This window comes from Ruminococcus sporogenes, from assembly GCF_054655175.1.
The window spans coordinates 681,053-699,655 of the sequence record NZ_BAAHOA010000002.1 but is presented as its reverse complement, the minus strand read 5'-3'; the positions used below and the strand labels follow the sequence as shown (position 1 = coordinate 699,655).

Sequence of the window (18,603 nt, the reverse complement as noted above, 5' to 3'; positions counted from 1 at the left end):
GAAACGTAAAATGGTGTATGCAGGGACTGCTTGGGCTGCCGGACTTATTGCAGCCGCTTTTTCCGGGCATTTGTATATTGCAGTTCCTGCGGCATTAATTTCCGCGTTACTTTTTAAAGTATTGTTCCGTTTTAATCTAAAAGCCATTATTTTTATGCTTGTCGTATATTTTATGGCTTTCTGCTATTACGGTGCTTATAATAGCACGGTCTATAAAAATATTATTGATTTTGCCGGACAAGAAATAAATTTTAGCGGAGTTGTAACTGACTATAAGGATTATGCCGAAAACAAATCCACATATTTTTTAAAAGGGAAAATCAACGGTTTACAGCAAGCACAGATTATAATTTATACCGACGCTTCAGACTGTGACGTAGGAGATAAAATAAGTTTAAAATGTATTCCTGAATTGCCTGAAAATAGTTATTTATTCAGCGGACTTGATTATTACAAGTCCGACGGAATTTACCTCCAGTCTGACGATATTTCTTTAATGGAGATTAAGAAAACATCAGGATTTTCTCTGCGGAAAATGCTGTATAAATTTCGAGAAAATGTGAGCGGAGCCATAGACTCGTCTGTTCCGTCAGATGAAAGCGGCATGCTCAAGGGAATGCTTTTCGGTGATAAATCCGGAATTGACCAGAATGATAAAACCATGCTCTACCGGACAGGCATAGGTCATGTTACTGCTGTTTCCGGTCTGCATATTGTTCTTTTCTGCACGTTAATAACGTTCCTGCTTCGTAAATTCGGCACTAGTAAGCTTTTGGAATTTGCTATTTCTGAAATATTTATGATTCTTTTCGCTCTGTGCTGCGGAATGTCCCCGTCTATTATGAGAGCGTTTGTAATGATGACTTTGGTAAATTCTGCGCCGCTGTTTTTCCGTTATACTGATTCACTAAATTCGGTATGTATCGCCGTAATTCTGCTTACTCTTTTTAATCCGTTCATGATTATAAATCAGTCATTTTTATTATCAGTTTCCGGAGCGCTGGGAGCCGGCGTATTTGGTCCTTATATGACCGGGAACTTAAACTCCTTCGGAAGGTTAAATAAGACGCGTAATAATATTCTATATATGCTGTGCGTTTCTGCGGCGGTTACTCCGATGTCGGTAATTTGCTTCGGTGAATTTTCAGCAATAGCACCGCTTAGCAATCTGATTATAACTCCTCTTTGCATGCTGTCACTGCTTATTGCAATGATTGCGTCAATGCTGATTTTTATAAATCCTATACTGCTTTTTAAAATATCGGGAGCTATATGCCGAATTGTTTTGAATCTTTCAAGACTTATAGGTAAAAATAAGTTTACTCATACTAAGCTTATAGGTGATTTTATACCTGCTGTTATGATAATTATACTTATTTTCTGTATCTTTGCTTATCTGATTTTTAAGAGCCGTAAATACAGCGCCATTACCGCGGTGGTTTCAGCGGCGCTTTTATTTTTTACATGTGTTTTTTATAATTATTATAGTGCGACGGTTATTAAAATTGCCCTGCTCGGAAAAAATGATGTTGGCGTTATAATTGTTTCAAAGGGGTATGCCGCGGATATAATTGATATTACGGGAAAGGCGTCAAATAGCCGATATGCAGAGAAATATCTTGAGAACTGCGGAATCACCGAAATAAATAATCTTATTATTACGGATAATGCTTATCATGCTGTTTCAGCCTATAATGATAAGCTGAGTCTTTGCAATGTAAAAAATGTTGTTATTCCGTCGGATACGTATATGAGAAATGGTTCAAAAATATGCCGTAAAACTCCTAAATATTCGGATTATTCAAATTGGAACGCCTATTATGAAGCCTATTCTGTAAGTATTGTAAATATGAGGGTTGAAGTTAAATTCATGGATTTTTTGTTTGAATTTACCGACGGAAAATCCGGAAACAAGGTGTATAAAACAAATATTTTACTTACGGCAAGAAGCGACGGAACTATGAATTACAGGAGGCTGGAAAATGGCTGAGCTAAGTTCAGCGGAGCTTATCAAAGACTTAAAATCTGGGAACTTATGCAGCGTATATTATATATACGGAAAAGATATATTGGCTGTTGAAAACATTTCCAGAGCTATACTTAAGAAGCATTTAGGGAAAAACTGGAATAATGAAGTAACCAAGATAAGCGGCAAAAATATTGATATAAGCGCTCTTTCGGATATGATGGAAATTTGTCCTATGCTTGCGCAGTGGAACGCTATCATGGTAAACGATTTGAATGCCGAAGAGCTTACGGCTGATAATCTTGATATTCTTATAAATAATATAAAAAGCATATCGGACGTTACTCTGCTGCTGATAAATGTAACCGGATTTGATGTTAAGAATGGAAAAAGATCGGTTACAGGCAAAAACAAAAAGCTGATAGACTGCATTTCTAAAAAGGGTATAGTATGCGAATGCGGAATAAAAACGATAGCTTCGACTATTAAATATATAATTGATAAAGCTGAAAGGCTTGGATGCACTATTTCTAAAAAAACTGCTGAAATGCTTGCAGAATATTGTCTGTCTGATTCTATGATGATAGAAAATGAGCTTGAAAAGCTTTGCGCATATCGTGAAAACGAGGAAATAAGACCTGAGGACATAGACGAGATAGTTTCCGGCAGAATTGAAACGGACGCTTTTAAGCTTTCAAAAGCGATAGTTTTAATAAATCCTGCTCTTACAATTTCAATTCTGGATTCGCTTATTGATAAGAAGGCTGAACCGATTGCCGTTGTAGCCGCTTTAACCCTTTCATTTTTGGATCTTTACAGGGCGCGTGTTGCGATGTCGTCCGGAAAGCGAGCTTCTGATGTTATAAGTGATTTTGGATATAAAGGAAGATCCTTTGCAGTTGATAATGCTTTCAAGGATAGCCGGAGGATTTCCCAGGAAAGTCTTAAGGAGTGTGTCGGTATCTTGAGGAATGCTGACAGAAGCCTTAAACAAACAGGCGCTGTTCCGAGAATTATTCTTGAAAAGGCTGTAACTGAAATGCTGATTGCCGTAAGAAAAAAATAAGAGGTTGAAATGATAAAAATCGAACAAGCGATTATTGTTGAGGGAAAGTATGATAAAATAAAGCTGTCTTCAATTATCGACGCAGTTATTATTACAACTGACGGATTCAATATTTTCAAAGATAAGGAGAAGCTTGAGCTTATAAAATATTACGCCGAGAAAACCGGAATAATTATAATGACGGATTCAGACAGCGCAGGCTTTCTAATCAGAAATCATATAAGAGGAGCAATAAAAAACGGTAAAATTATAAACGTTTATATTCCCGATATTATGGGCAAGGAAAAAAGAAAGATAAAACCGTCGGCAGAGGGAAAGCTTGGAGTTGAGGGAATCGACTGTAAAATTATCCTTGACGCATTTGATAAGGCGGGCGTTATGTCGTCTGCTGCTGAAAGCAGGGTAAGACTTACAAAAACAGATCTGTTTGAGCTTGGTCTTTCAGGCGGTAAAAACAGTTCTGAAAAAAGAAAAAAGCTTTTAAAATTTCTCAGACTTCCTTCTCTTCTTACTCCGAACAGCATGCTTGAAGTGCTCAATACAATGATGGACCGTAAAGAATTAGAAAATATTTTATGTAGAATAAAAGAAAAATAACAGGAGAAATAAATGGTTTTTTCGAGTATAACATTCCTTTATTTTTTTCTTCCGGCAGTACTTCTTATATACTATATATCGCCGAAGAAAATTAAAAACATAGTTTTGCTTTTGTCGGGTTTGTTTTTTTATGCATGGGGCGAACCGGTTTACGTTGTTATAATGATATTTTCATCATTTATCGACTATGCGGCCGGTCTGATTATTGATAAATACGACGATAATCAAAAAAAGCGAACGGCGGCTTTGCTGGTTTCTTTGATAATAAATCTGGGGCTTCTTGGAGTTTTCAAATACAGCGGATTTTTTGCCGGTATATTTGGAATAGAAATAAAGCAGCTACCTTTACCTATAGGAATATCGTTTTACACTTTCCAGAGTATGTCCTATACTATAGATATGTATATGAGAAAAATAAAGGTTCAGAGAAGCTTTTTAAATTTCGCTACTTATGTTTCATTATTTCCGCAGATAGTTGCAGGTCCAATTGTAAGATATGAGGATGTTCAGAATGAAATTGATTCGAGAAAAACAAATATTTTTCTTCTGGGAGAAGGAGCAGGAATTTTTGTTCGCGGACTTTCCAAAAAGGTATTGCTTGCAAATAATATCGGGCTTTTATGGACGGAAATCAAGGGAATGGAATATTCGGAGCTTTCCGCCGCAACTGCATGGATAGGTATACTCGCATTTACGTTTCAGATTTATTATGATTTTTCCGGTTATTCAGATATGGCTGTCGGACTTGGAAAAATGCTGGGTTTTAATTTTCCTGAAAACTTTGATCATCCGTATATTTCCCGAAGTGTTTCTGAATTTTGGAGAAGATGGCACATAACTCTTGGTTCATGGTTTAAATCTTATGTTTATATTCCGCTTGGAGGCAATCGCTGCGGAAAGCTTAAAACTCTTAGGAATACGTTAATTGTATGGGGACTTACCGGATTCTGGCATGGTGCAAGCTGGAATTTTATTATATGGGGGCTTTATTTTGGAGGCTTTATTATATTAGAAAAAATCTGGCTTGGCAAAAAGCTTGAAAGACTTCCTTCGCTGCTAAGTATTTTTTATACATTTTTTATTGTAGTAATCGGATGGGTGCTATTTGATACGGCAAATCTTTCTTCGGCCGGTGAATTTTATAAAGCTATGTTCGGAGGAAACGGTAAGCTGTTTGACAGTATAGCATTTTATGAGCTTAAAAATTATGCTTTGATTTTTCTTCTCTGCATTATCGGTTCAGGCAATTTTATGAAGAATTTATATGACAAATTAAAACGCAGTTTTTCGATGTCAAAGGTTCTTTCAAACGTTATGCCCTTGGTTCAGACTGCAATGATGTTGATTTGCACGGCGTTTCTTGTGGACGCAAGCTATAATCCGTTTTTGTATTTCAGGTTTTAGGAGGGCGTAAATGAAAAACAAACAGTATATTAAATCAGCCATTTTATTTATGATTTTAATATTTATTTTTCCCATAGTCTTTATGATATTGAAAAAGGACGATTACTCTGAAACCGAGAACAGACCATTAAAAAATTTCCCGGAAATATCAGCGCAAAATATAATAGATAAGTCGTATATGAACGGAATAGAGGCCTATTTGTCAGATCATTTTCCATTCAGAATTAACTGGGTAAAAGCAAAGATGACGGCTGAAAGATTAAGCGGAAAAAGTGCAATAAACAATATTTATATATGCAGTGACCGTATGCTTGAAAAGCTGCCTGAGCCGGATTACCGTGAAATTAATTTGTCGGTCAATGCAGTGAATAAATTTTCGGATACTTACGATACGGAAGTATATGCCTTGATTGCTCCAACCTCAGCCGGTATTTACGGGGATGAGCTAAAAGACTATTTTCCGCAGATTAATCAGAAAAGTCTGATTGCTGATATTTATAATAAGCTCGATGAAGATATAGGAGTTATAGATATTTGGGACGCTATGTATACTGAGCGTGATAAGTATCTTTATTATAGAACGGATCATCATTGGACGTCGGAGGGAGCGTTTACAGCTTATAAATATTCCGCTAAAAAAATGGGTATAACCAGTTTTGAAGATTATGATATAATTCATGTAAGCAGCGATTTTAGAGGAACATTTTATTCAAAATGTCTTTATGACGGATTAAAACCTGATATTATTAATTTATATAAGTCTAATAACGACAAAACGGCGGTTGACGTTTTGATGAACGACGGAATAAATGAACAACATACAAACGATATTTATTTTCCTGATTTTCTTGATACAAACGATAAATATTGTTTCTTTTTAGGTCATAACAGAGCGCTGACCGATATAAAAACAAATACGGATACTGATAAAAGATTGCTTTTAATTAAGGATTCCTATGCCAATAGTATAGTACCGTTTTTTATACAGAATTACTCTCAGATAACCGTTATAGACCTGCGTTATTTGAAAACCTCTGTAACGGATTTTATAAATCCTGATGATTATGATCAGACTTTGTTTTTATATAATGCTTCAACCTTTTCGACTGATAAAAATATAAAAAATATTGGATTGACTCAATAAATATATAAAAAGCAGCGGATTGTTCCGCTGCTTTTGTTTATTTATTACAATATGTTAAGGATTTATTTGTGACTATTGACAAAAGATGAAAATGGTGATATAATGTTAGCAAGCTAACAGTTAGCTGCTCAACAAAGTTGCGGTTGAGTAACGGGGGTGAAAAAAATGGACAATAAACAAAAGCTTTGCTTTGAATTTTTGTCACTGGGAAACATTTTAAGACGTTATGTAGATAATAGTAACGGTATAAAATATGCTGAAAAATATACCGGAAGTAATTGCTGGGTTCTCGGCTTTTTATTTCATAACAGGGATCGTGAAATCTTTCAGAAGGATATAGAAGACGCTTTTTCAATAAGACGTTCAACGGTATCAAGAACGATAAAGTTAATGGAAAAAAAGGGATTGATAAAAAGAGAATCTGTAGATTATGACGCGCGTCTTAAAAAAATTGTGCTGACTGAAAAAGCAATGGAAATCAATGAACTTATTGAAAATGATATGAGAACAATGGGGGAAAAATTTGCCGATAATCTTACTGACGAGGAGGTTGAGCAATTTTCATGTATAATAACAAAAATACGCAAAAACTTTGAATAATATTGGCGAGGGAGAGAAAAGATGCTGAAGATTTTTAAATATTTAAAGAAAAAAGAGCTTATAATGGTAGCGGCAAGTATATTATTTATAGTCGGTCAAGTATGGCTTGATTTGAAGCTGCCTGATTATATGTCGGAGATAACCAAGCTTGTTACGACGGAAGGCAGTCATATATCCGACGTTCTTACCGAAGGAGCAAAAATGCTTTTTTGTGCGCTCGGCAGTGTTGCTATGTCCGTAATCGTAGGTTTTTTTGCTGCAAAAATAGCGGCGGGATTTTCCAAAAGACTGCGTTCTATGCTGTTTAAAAAGGTTTCTGATTTTTCAATGGAGGAAATCAACGGATTTTCTACTTCAAGTCTTATAACGCGTTCAACTAACGACGTAACGCAGGTTCAGATGCTTATTGCAATGGGCCTTCAGGTAATGATAAAAGGACCTATACTTGCGGTCTGGGCAGTCTGTAAGATATTGGGAAAGAGCTGGCAATGGACCGCTGTAACCGGCGGAGCAGTTTTAGTATTGTTTATTATTATCGGCATCGCTTTGATTTTTGCATTTCCGAAGTTTAAGGTTATACAGACATATACCGATAATCTCAATAGAGTAACAAGGGAAAACCTTATGGGAATAAGGGTAGTAAGGGCTTATAACGCTGAAGGATATCAGCAGAAAAAGTTTGAAAAGGCAAACGAGGACCTTACTTATACCCATCTGTTTACAGGACGTGTAATGTCAATAATGTCGCCGGGTATGCAATTGATTATGAGTGGACTTTCTCTTGCTATTTACTGGATAGGAGCCCATTTGATCAATGCGGCGGCAATGAATGATAAAATTGACTTGTTTTCTGATATGGTCGTTTTTTCATCCTATGCAATTCAGGTTGTAATGGCTTTCACCATGATGGTTATGATATTTATTATGGCGCCGAGAGCAAGCGTTGCAGCTAAGAGAATTAACGAGGTTCTGGAAACTAAGCCTAATATTGTAAACGGAAATTTAAAGAGCTCTTCTAAGGACATAAAGGGCGAGGTTGAATTTAAGAATGTAAGCTTTAAATACCCGGACGCTGCTGATTATATACTGAAAAATATTTCCTTTAAGGCGAAAAGGGGGCAGACAGTAGCGTTTATCGGCTCTACCGGAAGCGGAAAAAGCACTCTTGTAAACCTAATTCCAAGATTTTATGACGCCACTGAAGGCGAAGTTCTCATAGACGGTGTAAATGTAAAAGAATATAATTTAGAATCGCTTTATAATAAGCTGGGATATGTTTCGCAGAAAACAGCTATGTTCAGCGGTACTGTTTCGTCTAACGTTGCTTACGGAGAAAACGGTCTTGGAGAATATTCTGAAGAAGCGGTGAAAAGGGCTGTTTCAATAGCTCAGGCGTCAGATTTTGTGGAGGGTATGGAAAACCAGTACGAAGCGTCAGTCGCACAGGGCGGCGCAAACCTGTCGGGAGGTCAGAAGCAGAGGCTTTCTATAGCAAGAGCCGTATGCCGCAAACCTGAAATATATATATTTGACGATTCTTTCTCAGCTCTTGACTATAAAACCGACCGTGTGTTAAGGTCTGTACTGAAAAAAGAGACTGCTGACACTACGTCGATAATAGTTGCTCAAAGAATAGGAACTATCAAGGACGCCGATATGATAATAGTTCTTGACGAGGGAAAAATAGCGGGCAGAGGAACCCACGAGGAGCTTATGAAAACATGTGATATTTACCGGCAGATTGCGCTGTCGCAGCTTTCAAAGGAGGAACTGGAAAATGAGCAGTGAGATTAAAAACAGCCGTCCTCAGCACAGGGGGCATGGTCCCGGCGGCGGAATGGGAGCAGGCGAAAAGCCGAAGGACATCAAAAAGGCGGCTAAAAGTCTTGTTTTATATTCCAGAAAATATATTCCTGCAGTAATAATAGCGCTTGCTTTGGCTGTTATAGGCACAATTTTTTCATTGATCGGCCCTAACAAGCTACAGGATATGACTGATATTATTACCGAAGGATTTATGCAAGGAATAGATATAGACGCCATAGCGGATATAGGCTATCTTTTGGTAACGCTTTATGCGTTAAGCTTTGTATTTACTTATATACAGGGCTTTATAATGACAACGGTAACGCAGAAGATAACAAAAGGACTAAGAACTGCAATATCCTTAAAAATAAATAAGGTTCCGCTGAATTATTTTAATAAGACCAGCTTCGGCGACGTGTTAAGCCGCGTTACAAATGATATAGATATGATAGGTCAGACGCTTAATATGAGTATAGGAACGCTTGTTACGGCAGTCACTATGCTTATAGGCTCTCTTATTATGATGATAGTAACTAACTGGATTATGGCTTTGACCGCTGTAGCGGCAACAGTAATAGGCTTCGGAATAATGATGTTCATCATGGCTGTATCACAGAAGCACTTTATACGTCAGCAGACCGAGCTTGGAAGAATCAACGGTCATATTGAAGAAATTTATACCGGTCATAACGTAGTAAAGGTTTATAACGGAACAAAAAAAGCGGTGAACGATTTTGAAGAAATAAATGGCAAGCTTTATGACAGCGCGTGGAAATCCCAGTTTCTTTCAGGGCTGATGATGCCTCTTATGAATTTTATAGGAAATTTCGGATATGTCGCTGTATGCGTTGTAGGCGCGGCTCTTGTAATTAACGATAAAATCAGCTTCGGCGTTATTGTCGCTTTTATGATTTATATAAGATTGTTTACCAATCCATTATCGCAGATTGCTCAGGCCGTTACAAACCTTCAGACAACGGCGGCCGCTTCGGAGCGTGTATTTGAATTTCTTGCGGAAGAAGAAATGTCTGACGAATCTGAGAAAACCAAACGGCTTGAAAATGCACGCGGAGATGTTGAATTCAAAAATGTCAGATTCGGTTATGTTAAGGATAAAATTATAATAAATAACTTTTCAGCTCATGCCAAAGCCGGACAGAAAATAGCAATAGTTGGTCCGACGGGAGCAGGAAAGACGACAATGGTAAATCTGCTGATGAGATTTTATGAGCTTAATTCCGGAAAGATTTTAATCGACGGAATTCCTACAAATGAGCTTACAAGAGAAAATGTCCATGATCTTTTCTGTATGGTGCTTCAGGACACATGGCTGTTTGAGGGAACAATACGTGAAAATATTGTCTACAGCAAGGAGGGGGTTACTGACGAAGAGATCACCAGAGCATGCAAAGCTGTTGGCATAGATCATTTCATCAAGACTTTGCCTGACGGATATGACACAGTATTAAATGATAAGGCTAATTTATCCGCGGGACAAAAGCAGCTTATTACTATTGCCAGAGCTATGATTGAAAATGCTCCGCTTCTTATTCTTGACGAGGCTACAAGCTCTGTCGATACCAGAACAGAAATTCAGATTCAGGAAGCAATGGATAAGCTGACCGAGGGCAGAACTTCGTTTGTTATCGCCCATAGGCTTTCAACTATTAAAAATGCAGATCTTATACTCGTTATGAAGGACGGAGATATAATTGAAAGCGGAAATCATCAGGAGCTGCTTGAAAAGGGCGGATTTTATGCGGAGCTTTATAACAGTCAGTTTGAAAAGGCGTCGTAAGGAGGAGCGGAAATGAAATATAACTATATTGCGATAGAAAGAGAGTATGCAAGCGGCGGAAGCGAAATAGGCAAAAAGGTATCAGATATCCTAAATATTCCCTGTTACGGCAGGGAAATACTTGAAAGAGCCGCTAAGAACAGGGGAGTTTCCGTGGAATACATTGAAGAGCTTGAAGAAAATACTGCCGGAAGCTTTTTGTATTCGCTCTATAAAATGTCGAGTATAACAAAGGGATCCGATAATGCTCCTACTGTTTCCGAATCCCTTAGCTTAGATGAAATGAATATCATCAGAGAACTATCCGGAAACGGTCCGGCGGTTTTTGTAGGAAGAACAGCAGCCTTTGCGCTTAAAGACAGAAGCGATGTATTGAAAGTATTTATTCACGCTTCATATGAATTTCGTGAAAAAAGAGCAAGGAATTTATATGGGATCAGTGACGACGAACTGAAAAATGTAATAAAACGGTATGATAAGCGGCGCGCTGCATATTACAAATCAAACTTCGGAAATGACTGGAAGGATTATTCCGGATATGATTTGGTACTTGACAGCAGTGTTTTGGGTATTGAAAAATGCGCTTCGGTTATATCGGAATGTGCAAGATAATATTAATATTATAAAAAAGACCGATAAATTCGGTCTTTTTTTATTTTATGCAGTATTTTGACTTTTAAAATCGTTTATTAAGTGAGTTCTCAATATAAATGATGCATCATTATTATTTCTTTGTTTAAAAGGATGATAGTAATGACGGAAATATTAAATAAAAACGATACGAGCAAAATAAAAGAGTATGAAGATTTTGTGGAAAACCATACGAACGGAAATTTTATGCAGTCTATTCGGTGGACAGGTGTTAAGCATGATTGGGGTTATGAGGCCGTTATTGTAAGGAATGAAGAAAACGTCATAATCGCGTCGGCGTTGATACTTATACGGAAAATACCGGTGTTGAACAGGGCGTTTTTATATTCGCCTCACGGACCGGTCTGCGATTATAAAGACATCAGCCAAATTTCACAGATTATGGAAGGAGTGGAAATAATAAGAAAAAAGTATAAAGCATACCAGATAATTTTCGATCCCTGCATTATGGAAAACGACGAGGAAGAGATTAATGCTTTCAAAAAAACCGGATTTAGTTTTAAAAAAGACGCTCCGGAGCTTTCAACTATTCAGGCAAGAAATAATTATATGCTGAAAATAAACGGAAGGACCAAAGAGGAAATATTTAGTTCATTCCATAAAAAGTGGAGGTATAATATAAGAGTTGCCGAAAGAAAGGGAGTTGAGTGCCGTATCTGCGGAAGGGAAAGTCTTGACGATTTTTATGGTCTTATGAAAGAAACCGGAGAACGAGACGGCTTCTGTATTAGAAGCCGAGAGTACTTTGAACGGATGATTGAAAATCTCGGTGAACACTGTCGGCTTTATATGTGCTATTATGAAGGGACACCCGTTTCCGGAGCGATTACCACTCAATATGCCGGAAAGACCTGCTATGTATATGGGGCTTCTACGGCTAAATACAGAAATGTCATGCCTAATTATCTGATGCAATGGAATATGATATGCTGGGCAATTGAAAACGGCTGTTGGTTGTATGATTTTCAAGGAATACCGTTTTACAAAGATGAAACACACCCTAATTACGGCGTTTACAGATTTAAAAAGGGATTTAACGGCGATGTAATGACGTATGCGGGAGAATTTGAAATTTCCTATAAAAAAGCTGCAAAATTAGCAGTAAAGCTGACAGGAATTATTTACCGTAAGATATTCAGAAAAAATCCCTCTGAGCTGCTTTCTAATTCAGCCGATAGAAAAAAATCAAAATGCCGAAAACATGCGGTCGGAGAGTTTTGATTTTATATATTTCTACAATTTTCTTATAATTTCTTTACAATGCGGCTTTAACATGGTATCATAGTAAAAGCGTATTATGAAAGGAAAGAATTATATGAAAAAATCCGCGATTAAACGAATCCTTGGAATTTCAATTGCGTCTTTTATGATGATGACGTTTGCCGCATGTAATTCCGAAAAATCAAATGAAAATAAGGAATCTTCATATTCTGCCGACGCCGACGAATCTCTTCAGAAGGTTCTGGATAGCGGCAAGTTTATTCTTGGTCTTGACGCGACTTTCAAGCCTATGGGATATACAGATGAAAACGACGAAATTGTAGGCTTTGATATTGACGTTGCCGAAGAGGTTTGCAGCAGGCTTGGAGTCGAGCTGGTGAAAGAGCCTATAAACTGGAAAACTAAGGAGCAGGATTTGAACGTCGGCAAGATAGATTGCATTTGGAACGGAATGTCTGTCAATTCGGGACGCGAAGAAGCTATGAATCTCTCAGAGCCTTATATGAAAAATTCAATGATATTTGTAGTAGGTCCTTCAAGCGAAGCTAAAGGCATGGAGGATTTAAAGGGAAAAACCATAGCGGTTCAAAACGGTTCTACTGCGCAGGAAATTCTTGAAAAGTGCGATATATCTGACAGCATAACGGTTCAGGCTATGTCTACAAATGTAGAAGCTCTTCAGCAGCTTGATCTTGGAATAGTCGACGCTGTATTTCTTGATTCAGTAGTAGCTGATTTTGAGATAAAGTCCAGCGGTAAGGATTATGTGTCTCTTCCGGACGGTCTTGAGGAAGAAGAATATGCCATAGGTTTCAGAAAAAATGATCAAAAGCTTCGCGACGAGGTACAGAAAATTCTCAGTGAAATGAAAGCAGATGGAAAGTTGGGAGAAATTTCAACCAAATGGTTTGGAAGCGATATAACAACTGTAAAATAATGTTGTTTTTGATAAAAAAATGCAGATAGCTATTGCTATTTGCATTTTTTTTAGCTATAATATATTAGTATGCTTAAATTAATAAAAAAGAGGGTGTTATCCTTGACTAAAGAAGAAATTCTTGACGTCACTCTGATACTGCTGCAGTATCTTGTGCCGACCTTGAAGCTTTTTGGCTTTACATTGCTGTTTTCAATTCCGCTGGGCATGATTGTCGCACTTTTAAAAATGTGTAAATTTAAGCCGATTTCTTGGCTTACCAATATCTACATATTGATTATGCGGGGTACTCCGCTTATGCTTCAGATTATAGCAATCTATTACGCTATCCCTTATTTGAAAATCAATGAAAATCTTCCGGATTTTTTAAAAAACATACTTAGCGGAATAGATATTCAGGGTGAGGGATTTATGTTCAGAGCCGTCCTGACAGCGTTTGTTTTAAATTATGCCGCATATTTTGCCGAGATTTTCCGCGGGGGTATAGAATCTATACCCAAAGGTCAATACGAGGCAGCCGCAGCATTGGGCTTTGGCAGAGCACAGACCTTTTTTCATATCATACTTCCGCAAGTCATCAAGCGTATAGTTCCTGCAAGTTCAAATGAGGTTGTTATTCTTGTTAAGGACACGTCGCTTGCGAATATAGTCGCATATGCTGAAATTACGCTTAAGGCACAGCAGCAGATGCAGATTTACAGTTCTCTGACTCCGCTGTTTATTGCGGGAGTGTTCTATTTTATCATTTCTATGATAATGACAGTTATTTTTGCATTTATTGAAAGAAAATTAAATTATTATAAATAGGGGGAAATATCATGGCAATGCTTGAAGTAAAAAATCTTTCCAAAAGCTTCGGACGTTTGAATGTGTTAAAGGATATTTCCTTTGAGGTAGAGAAAGGACAGGTAGTCGCAATAATCGGTCCCTCCGGAAGCGGTAAATCCACACTGCTAAGGTGTATTAATCAGCTTGAAAAGGCTGACGGAGGATTAATAAATGTCTGCGGTGTTTCTATGCTGGCTCCTGACGATAAAGGGAATTGCGTATATGCTCCGCCAAAGACTTTGCGAGATATTAGACTTAAAATCGGTCTTGTTTTTCAGAATTTTAACCTGTTCCCTCATATGAACGTATTAAGAAATATCACCGAGGCTCCGGTAAGGGTATTAAAGATGAGTAAAAAGGACGCGGAGCAAAAGGGTTTGGAGCTGCTGGAAAAAATGGGCCTTAAGGAAAAGTCGAACGCTTATCCCTTCGAGCTTTCAGGGGGGCAGCAGCAGAGAGTATCAATTGCAAGATCTCTTGCTCTGAATCCGGATATATTGTTTTTTGACGAGCCGACTTCAGCGCTTGATCCTGAATTGACCGGCGAAATATTAAAGGTGATAAGAGAGCTTGCAGATGAAAATATGACTATGGTAATCGTAACTCATGAAATGGCGTTTGCAAGAGACGTGGCTAATTATGTCTTATTTATGGACGGAGGAGTTATTATTGAGGAAGGAACTCCTGAGGATGTATTTTCTAATACCAGCAACGAACGTACAAAACAATTTTTACAAAGGTTTAATAACGGCTGATGTCAATTAACGTCGAAAGCTTTCTCTTTACTTCTTAAACGGCATATGATATAATTTAATCATTGGATTTATCCAAAATAAAAATTAAGAAGATTTTTTCTACGCAGCAAAGGCTCCGCATTTTATGCGGAGCCTGAGCTGTTTATTCGCCAAGACGTATCATTTCATCAATGCAAATTCTGGATTTTTTTATTTCATCGTCCGACATAACTATTTCCTGCGCATTATTATATCCAATGCTTTTAAGAGTATTGTATACGTCCATTAGAGTTGTGAGTTTCATATTCGGACAAATAATTTTTTTTGAAAGATAGTAAAAGTTTTTATCCGGACAGGCATACTGCAAATGCTCTGTAATGCTCATTTCCGTACCTATAATAAATTTTTTGGCGCTTGATTTTATAGCATAGCTCATAATACCGGAGGTTGAACCTACATAATCGGCGCTTTCGGTAATTTCCGGGCGGCATTCCGGATGCACTAATATCAAAGCTTCCGGGTGTTTTTTCTTTGCAGCTTTTAGCTCGGACAGCGTAACGGCCGCATGAACCGGACATCCGCCCTGAAGTAATTTAATATCCTTATCAGGAACCTGTTTCTTTACATAGCTTCCTAAATTACAGTCCGGTATAAACAGAATTTTGTTATTTTTCATTTTGCTTACTATTTTAACGGCTGTAGCCGAGGTTACGCATACGTCGCATACTGCTTTAAGAGCAGCGGTTGTATTTATGTAAGCGACTACTGCTCTGTCCGGTTCTTTTGCCTTAAGCTGACTTATCATAACAGGATCCATTTGTTCAGCCATAGGACATCCGGCTTCTGTATTAGCAAGGTAGACCTTTTTATCCGGGGAAAGCATTTTAACTGTTTCAGCCATAAAATGAACGCCGCACATAATAAACGAGCTGCAGTCATGCTTTGTTGCAGCTACGCTTAGCGCGTAAGAATCCCCCGTTTCATCGGCAATTTCTATAATTTCCTTTGCCTGATAGGAATGAGCAAGTATAACTGTATTTTTTTCCTTTTTTAATTTTAATATTTCTTTTTGTATGTCCTTTATCATATTTCCTCCTGTTTAATAAAAAAATTATTTTTTATCCGTTTCATTTTCATTAGATGAATCGGTTTTTTGAGCGTTTGATTTATCATTTTCATTATATTTAACCGTATCAGACGAAGCTTTTGCCGATTTTAAGGATTTGTAGTAATCCGTTTCTACCGGAAGCCTTTTTCGTTTGAGCTTTTCAGATATTAATTCGCTGAAGATGCTGTATAAAACTGCAAAAATAGGAACAGAAGCAAGCATGCCTGCAAATCCGAAAAAACCTCCGCCTACAAAAATAGCAAATATAATCCAGAATGAAGATAGTCCAAGAGAATTACCAAGGATTTTCGGTCCGAGGATATTACCGTCAAATTGCTGAAGTAGGAATATAAAAATAATAAATATGATCGTTTTATCGGGCGTTGTTAAAAGAATAAGAAGTCCGCTGGGAATAGCTCCTATAAACGGACCGAAAAATGGAATCATATTCGTTATACCGATAACCACGCTTATTAGAACCGAATATGTTTTCATATTCAGCAGCAGCATACCTATAAATGCAAGAACGCCTATTATTAGAGAATCAATTGCTTTGCCGGATAAAAAACTTATGAAAGTATAATTGGCTCTTGACGCTGCTCTTAATATGTGAGTACGCTTTTTTTCGGGAAAGAAAGCGTAAACTATTTTTGTGCACTGGGCAAGCAGAGTCTCCTTACTGAAAAGAAGATAAACTGAAATGATTATACCTAAAACACAGTTTTTCAATCCGGTTAAAAATGACCATGCGCCGTTTGTGAGATTGGCAATAATGCCGTCCTTAGCGAGAAAACTGTCAATTTTCGGTTCATATTGATTAACGGTTGAAATGATAAAGTCCTGTATATTTTTAAACTGATTATCAAAAAAGCTTTTAATATCCGGATTATTTTCTAAAGTATCGCTTATTTTATCGTTAAGGAAGTTCTGGAGATTATTCAGGTATGAAGTAATATTCATAAATATACCTTTTATGGAGCCGATTATCTCAGGTACTATAGTGCCGACAATAGCGATAATAATACCCAGCATTACTATCATAGAAACGGCAATTCCGATAGAGCGTGACAGCGCCGGTCTTTTTTTCTTTCTGAAAATAAATTTATTCAGCTTTTTTTCTGTAAAACCGACCATAGGGTTTAAAAGATATGCTATTACTAAACCCCAGATAACCGGCGAGAGCGCCTTGATTATTTTATTAAAATAGTATAAAAATACATTATATTTAAAAACGACTGCGGAAAGCAAAAGACAGACTGCAAATACGATTATGCAGTAAACCGCAATCGTATTGCTTTTTACATTGAATTTTATTTTCATAATTAAAGATAGCTCCAAGTAAATTAGTTATAATTTAATTATACATCATTTTAAAAGAAAATGGAATAGATTTTAAATATTTTTTTCTTAAATAAAGGAAGTGATAAAAATAATCAGTATCATAGCAGGAGCAAAAAATTTGATAAGAAATGAAATAGATCTTTTACAATAGATCTTGTACTTTCCGTTTGACGACATCTCCTTGAACATTTCAGGCATTCCCCATATATAACCGGTTAGTATGCACATGAAAAATCCGCCTATAGGCATAAGGATTTTGTCCGAAAGTATAGTTAGAAATTCAAAGATGCTTTCTCCCATAATTTTGACATTATCTAAAATTCCGAAGGACAGAGAAGCAAGAATACCTATTGAACTGAAAATGATACCGGGTATTATACATGCTTTTTTTCTCGACCACTTTTTGCTGTCGATAAAATACGAGGCAATAACTTCTATCAACGATATTGAAGACGTTATTGCGGCAAAGAATACCAGTGCAAAAAATATTATTCCGCATACGCGTCCAAGCTTCATATTATTGAACACAAACGGAATAGTCTGGAATATCAAACCGGATCCGCCGGCGGGCTCCAGTCCGAATGCAAATACCGCCGGCAAAATAGCAAAGCAGGCTAAAACCGCTATAATAAGATCGAAAAGCGGAATATAAAAAGAATTGTTCTGTATGGAAGAGTCCTTGCTCAAATAGCTTCCATAGGTAATCAGAGTACCCATTCCAAGACTTAGACTAAAAAACACTTGTCCCATTGCATTCAGAACGATATCGAAAAAATCCTTGGCGCCGTTTATTTTTGTCGTATCCGGTATGAGAAAGAACTTCAGACCTTCAACGGCGTTTGGCAGAGAAATTGAATTTATAGCAATTAAAATAATAAACGCGCCCAAAAGCGGCAGAAAAATTTTACTTATTTTTTCTATTCCTTTAGAGATTCCCCGTATCACAATTAAAATGCTGATCAGACAGAATAAAAGCTGCCATATAATAGGTTCGGTAACGGACGAAGAAAAATTGTTAAAATACTGATCGGGAGATTCAACGCTTGGAGATATAATATATTTGCAAAGATATTTTAACACCCATCCTCCTATTACGCCATAATAGCAAAGAATTGTAAACGCTCCTATTATACCTGCCGCACCGACGAAACCCCATTTTTTATTCAGCTTTTTGCAGGCTCCTATAGCGTTTAGGCGAGTATATCTGCCAATTGACATTTCTGCCATCAGTATGGGAGTTCCGAGCAGTACCAGCAAAATAATATATATTAAAAGAAATATTCCGCCTCCGTTCATACCGACGATATAAGGAAATTTCCACAGATTTCCCAATCCTACAGCCGAACCGGCGGCAGCCATAAGAAAGCCGAAATTAGACGACCATTGCTCTCTTTTCATGTTA

The 18,603-nt window shown here is 37.3% G+C and carries 16 protein-coding genes; 13 read left to right on the top strand and 3 right to left on the bottom strand.

Annotated features, from left to right (window positions below):
- The first annotated feature begins 10 nt into the window (after positions 1-10).
- The 13 genes from ACYQ0N_RS09880 to ACYQ0N_RS09820 all read left to right on the top strand — a co-directional run bounded on the left by ACYQ0N_RS09880 (position 11) and on the right by ACYQ0N_RS09820 (position 14,773).
- Positions 11-1,990 carry a ComEC/Rec2 family competence protein gene (locus ACYQ0N_RS09880; RefSeq protein WP_460162564.1) on the top strand — a complete coding sequence of 660 codons (1,980 nt, stop codon included), beginning with the start codon at positions 11-13 and terminating at the stop codon, positions 1,988-1,990.
- Positions 1,983-3,032: a DNA polymerase III subunit delta gene (gene holA / locus ACYQ0N_RS09875; protein WP_460162563.1), complete on the top strand. Its 1,050-nt coding sequence runs from the start codon at positions 1,983-1,985 to the stop codon at positions 3,030-3,032. Before ACYQ0N_RS09880 ends, holA begins: the two co-directional genes overlap by 8 nt.
- Before the next feature lie 9 nt (positions 3,033-3,041).
- On the top strand, positions 3,042-3,629 hold the full coding sequence (locus ACYQ0N_RS09870; protein WP_460162562.1) for a toprim domain-containing protein: 588 nt from the start codon (positions 3,042-3,044) through the stop codon (positions 3,627-3,629).
- 12 nt (positions 3,630-3,641) lie between these two features.
- Positions 3,642-5,033 carry an MBOAT family O-acyltransferase gene (locus ACYQ0N_RS09865; protein WP_460162561.1) on the top strand — a complete coding sequence of 464 codons (1,392 nt, stop codon included), beginning with the start codon at positions 3,642-3,644 and terminating at the stop codon, positions 5,031-5,033.
- 10 nt (positions 5,034-5,043) lie between these two features.
- The gene (locus ACYQ0N_RS09860) at positions 5,044-6,177 is read left to right on the top strand and encodes a DHHW family protein (protein ID WP_460162560.1); all 1,134 of its coding nucleotides are present in this window, start codon (positions 5,044-5,046) and stop codon (positions 6,175-6,177) included.
- 165 nt (positions 6,178-6,342) lie between these two features.
- On the top strand, positions 6,343-6,777 hold the full coding sequence (locus tag ACYQ0N_RS09855; protein WP_177533336.1) for a MarR family winged helix-turn-helix transcriptional regulator: 435 nt from the start codon (positions 6,343-6,345) through the stop codon (positions 6,775-6,777).
- A gap of 21 nt (positions 6,778-6,798) precedes the next feature.
- Positions 6,799-8,565 carry an ABC transporter ATP-binding protein gene (locus tag ACYQ0N_RS09850; protein WP_460162559.1) on the top strand — a complete coding sequence of 589 codons (1,767 nt, stop codon included), beginning with the start codon at positions 6,799-6,801 and terminating at the stop codon, positions 8,563-8,565.
- Complete coding sequence (locus tag ACYQ0N_RS09845; RefSeq protein WP_460162558.1) at positions 8,555-10,381, top strand: ABC transporter ATP-binding protein; 1,827 nt, start codon at positions 8,555-8,557, stop codon at positions 10,379-10,381. Before ACYQ0N_RS09850 ends, ACYQ0N_RS09845 begins: the two co-directional genes overlap by 11 nt.
- Positions 10,382-10,393: 12 nt before the next feature.
- Entirely contained in the window at positions 10,394-10,993 is a 600-nt protein-coding gene (locus tag ACYQ0N_RS09840; RefSeq protein ID WP_177533339.1) for a cytidylate kinase-like family protein, read from the top strand.
- A gap of 141 nt (positions 10,994-11,134) precedes the next feature.
- Positions 11,135-12,253: a lipid II:glycine glycyltransferase FemX gene (locus ACYQ0N_RS09835; protein WP_177533340.1), complete on the top strand. Its 1,119-nt coding sequence runs from the start codon at positions 11,135-11,137 to the stop codon at positions 12,251-12,253.
- 94 nt (positions 12,254-12,347) lie between these two features.
- Entirely contained in the window at positions 12,348-13,190 is an 843-nt protein-coding gene (locus ACYQ0N_RS09830) for an amino acid ABC transporter substrate-binding protein (protein ID WP_460162557.1), read from the top strand.
- 69 nt (positions 13,191-13,259) lie between these two features.
- Entirely contained in the window at positions 13,260-13,997 is a 738-nt protein-coding gene (locus ACYQ0N_RS09825) for an amino acid ABC transporter permease (protein WP_460162556.1), read from the top strand.
- Between the two features lie 11 nt (positions 13,998-14,008).
- On the top strand, positions 14,009-14,773 hold the full coding sequence (locus ACYQ0N_RS09820; protein WP_460162555.1) for an amino acid ABC transporter ATP-binding protein: 765 nt from the start codon (positions 14,009-14,011) through the stop codon (positions 14,771-14,773).
- A 142-nt stretch (positions 14,774-14,915) separates the two neighbouring features.
- On the opposite strand, the gene nadA is transcribed toward ACYQ0N_RS09820, so the two are convergent.
- From nadA to ACYQ0N_RS09805, 3 genes are all read right to left on the bottom strand, one after another.
- Positions 14,916-15,839 (bottom strand): quinolinate synthase NadA, encoded by a 924-nt coding sequence (gene nadA / locus ACYQ0N_RS09815; protein WP_460162554.1) that lies wholly within the window; start codon positions 15,837-15,839, stop codon positions 14,916-14,918.
- A gap of 24 nt (positions 15,840-15,863) precedes the next feature.
- Positions 15,864-17,180, bottom strand: coding sequence for an AI-2E family transporter (locus ACYQ0N_RS09810; protein ID WP_460162553.1), 1,317 nt, complete (start codon positions 17,178-17,180; stop codon positions 15,864-15,866).
- Positions 17,181-17,267: 87 nt separating this feature from the next.
- Complete coding sequence (locus tag ACYQ0N_RS09805; protein WP_460162552.1) at positions 17,268-18,599, bottom strand: sodium-dependent transporter; 1,332 nt, start codon at positions 18,597-18,599, stop codon at positions 17,268-17,270.
- Positions 18,600-18,603: the final 4 nt, after the last annotated feature.

What these genes read in the sequence shown, in the direction of transcription:
- ACYQ0N_RS09880 (WP_460162564.1), top strand. Translation starts at nt 11, where the DNA reads ATGGTGTATGCAGGGACTGCTTGGGCTGCCGGACTTATTGCAGCCGCT.
- ACYQ0N_RS09850 (WP_460162559.1), top strand. Translation starts at nt 6,799, where the DNA reads ATGCTGAAGATTTTTAAATATTTAAAGAAAAAAGAGCTTATAATGGTA.
- ACYQ0N_RS09820 (WP_460162555.1), top strand. Translation starts at nt 14,009, where the DNA reads ATGGCAATGCTTGAAGTAAAAAATCTTTCCAAAAGCTTCGGACGTTTG.
- ACYQ0N_RS09865 (WP_460162561.1), top strand. Translation starts at nt 3,642, where the DNA reads ATGGTTTTTTCGAGTATAACATTCCTTTATTTTTTTCTTCCGGCAGTA.
- ACYQ0N_RS09835 (WP_177533340.1), top strand. Translation starts at nt 11,135, where the DNA reads ATGACGGAAATATTAAATAAAAACGATACGAGCAAAATAAAAGAGTAT.
- ACYQ0N_RS09860 (WP_460162560.1), top strand. Translation starts at nt 5,044, where the DNA reads ATGAAAAACAAACAGTATATTAAATCAGCCATTTTATTTATGATTTTA.
- ACYQ0N_RS09870 (WP_460162562.1), top strand. Translation starts at nt 3,042, where the DNA reads ATGATAAAAATCGAACAAGCGATTATTGTTGAGGGAAAGTATGATAAA.
- nadA (WP_460162554.1), bottom strand. Translation starts at nt 15,839, where the DNA reads ATGATAAAGGACATACAAAAAGAAATATTAAAATTAAAAAAGGAAAAA.
- ACYQ0N_RS09845 (WP_460162558.1), top strand. Translation starts at nt 8,555, where the DNA reads ATGAGCAGTGAGATTAAAAACAGCCGTCCTCAGCACAGGGGGCATGGT.
- ACYQ0N_RS09830 (WP_460162557.1), top strand. Translation starts at nt 12,348, where the DNA reads ATGAAAAAATCCGCGATTAAACGAATCCTTGGAATTTCAATTGCGTCT.
- ACYQ0N_RS09805 (WP_460162552.1), bottom strand. Translation starts at nt 18,599, where the DNA reads ATGAAAAGAGAGCAATGGTCGTCTAATTTCGGCTTTCTTATGGCTGCC.
- ACYQ0N_RS09810 (WP_460162553.1), bottom strand. Translation starts at nt 17,180, where the DNA reads ATGAAAATAAAATTCAATGTAAAAAGCAATACGATTGCGGTTTACTGC.
- holA (WP_460162563.1), top strand. Translation starts at nt 1,983, where the DNA reads ATGGCTGAGCTAAGTTCAGCGGAGCTTATCAAAGACTTAAAATCTGGG.
- ACYQ0N_RS09855 (WP_177533336.1), top strand. Translation starts at nt 6,343, where the DNA reads ATGGACAATAAACAAAAGCTTTGCTTTGAATTTTTGTCACTGGGAAAC.
- ACYQ0N_RS09840 (WP_177533339.1), top strand. Translation starts at nt 10,394, where the DNA reads ATGAAATATAACTATATTGCGATAGAAAGAGAGTATGCAAGCGGCGGA.
- ACYQ0N_RS09825 (WP_460162556.1), top strand. Translation starts at nt 13,260, where the DNA reads ATGCTTAAATTAATAAAAAAGAGGGTGTTATCCTTGACTAAAGAAGAA.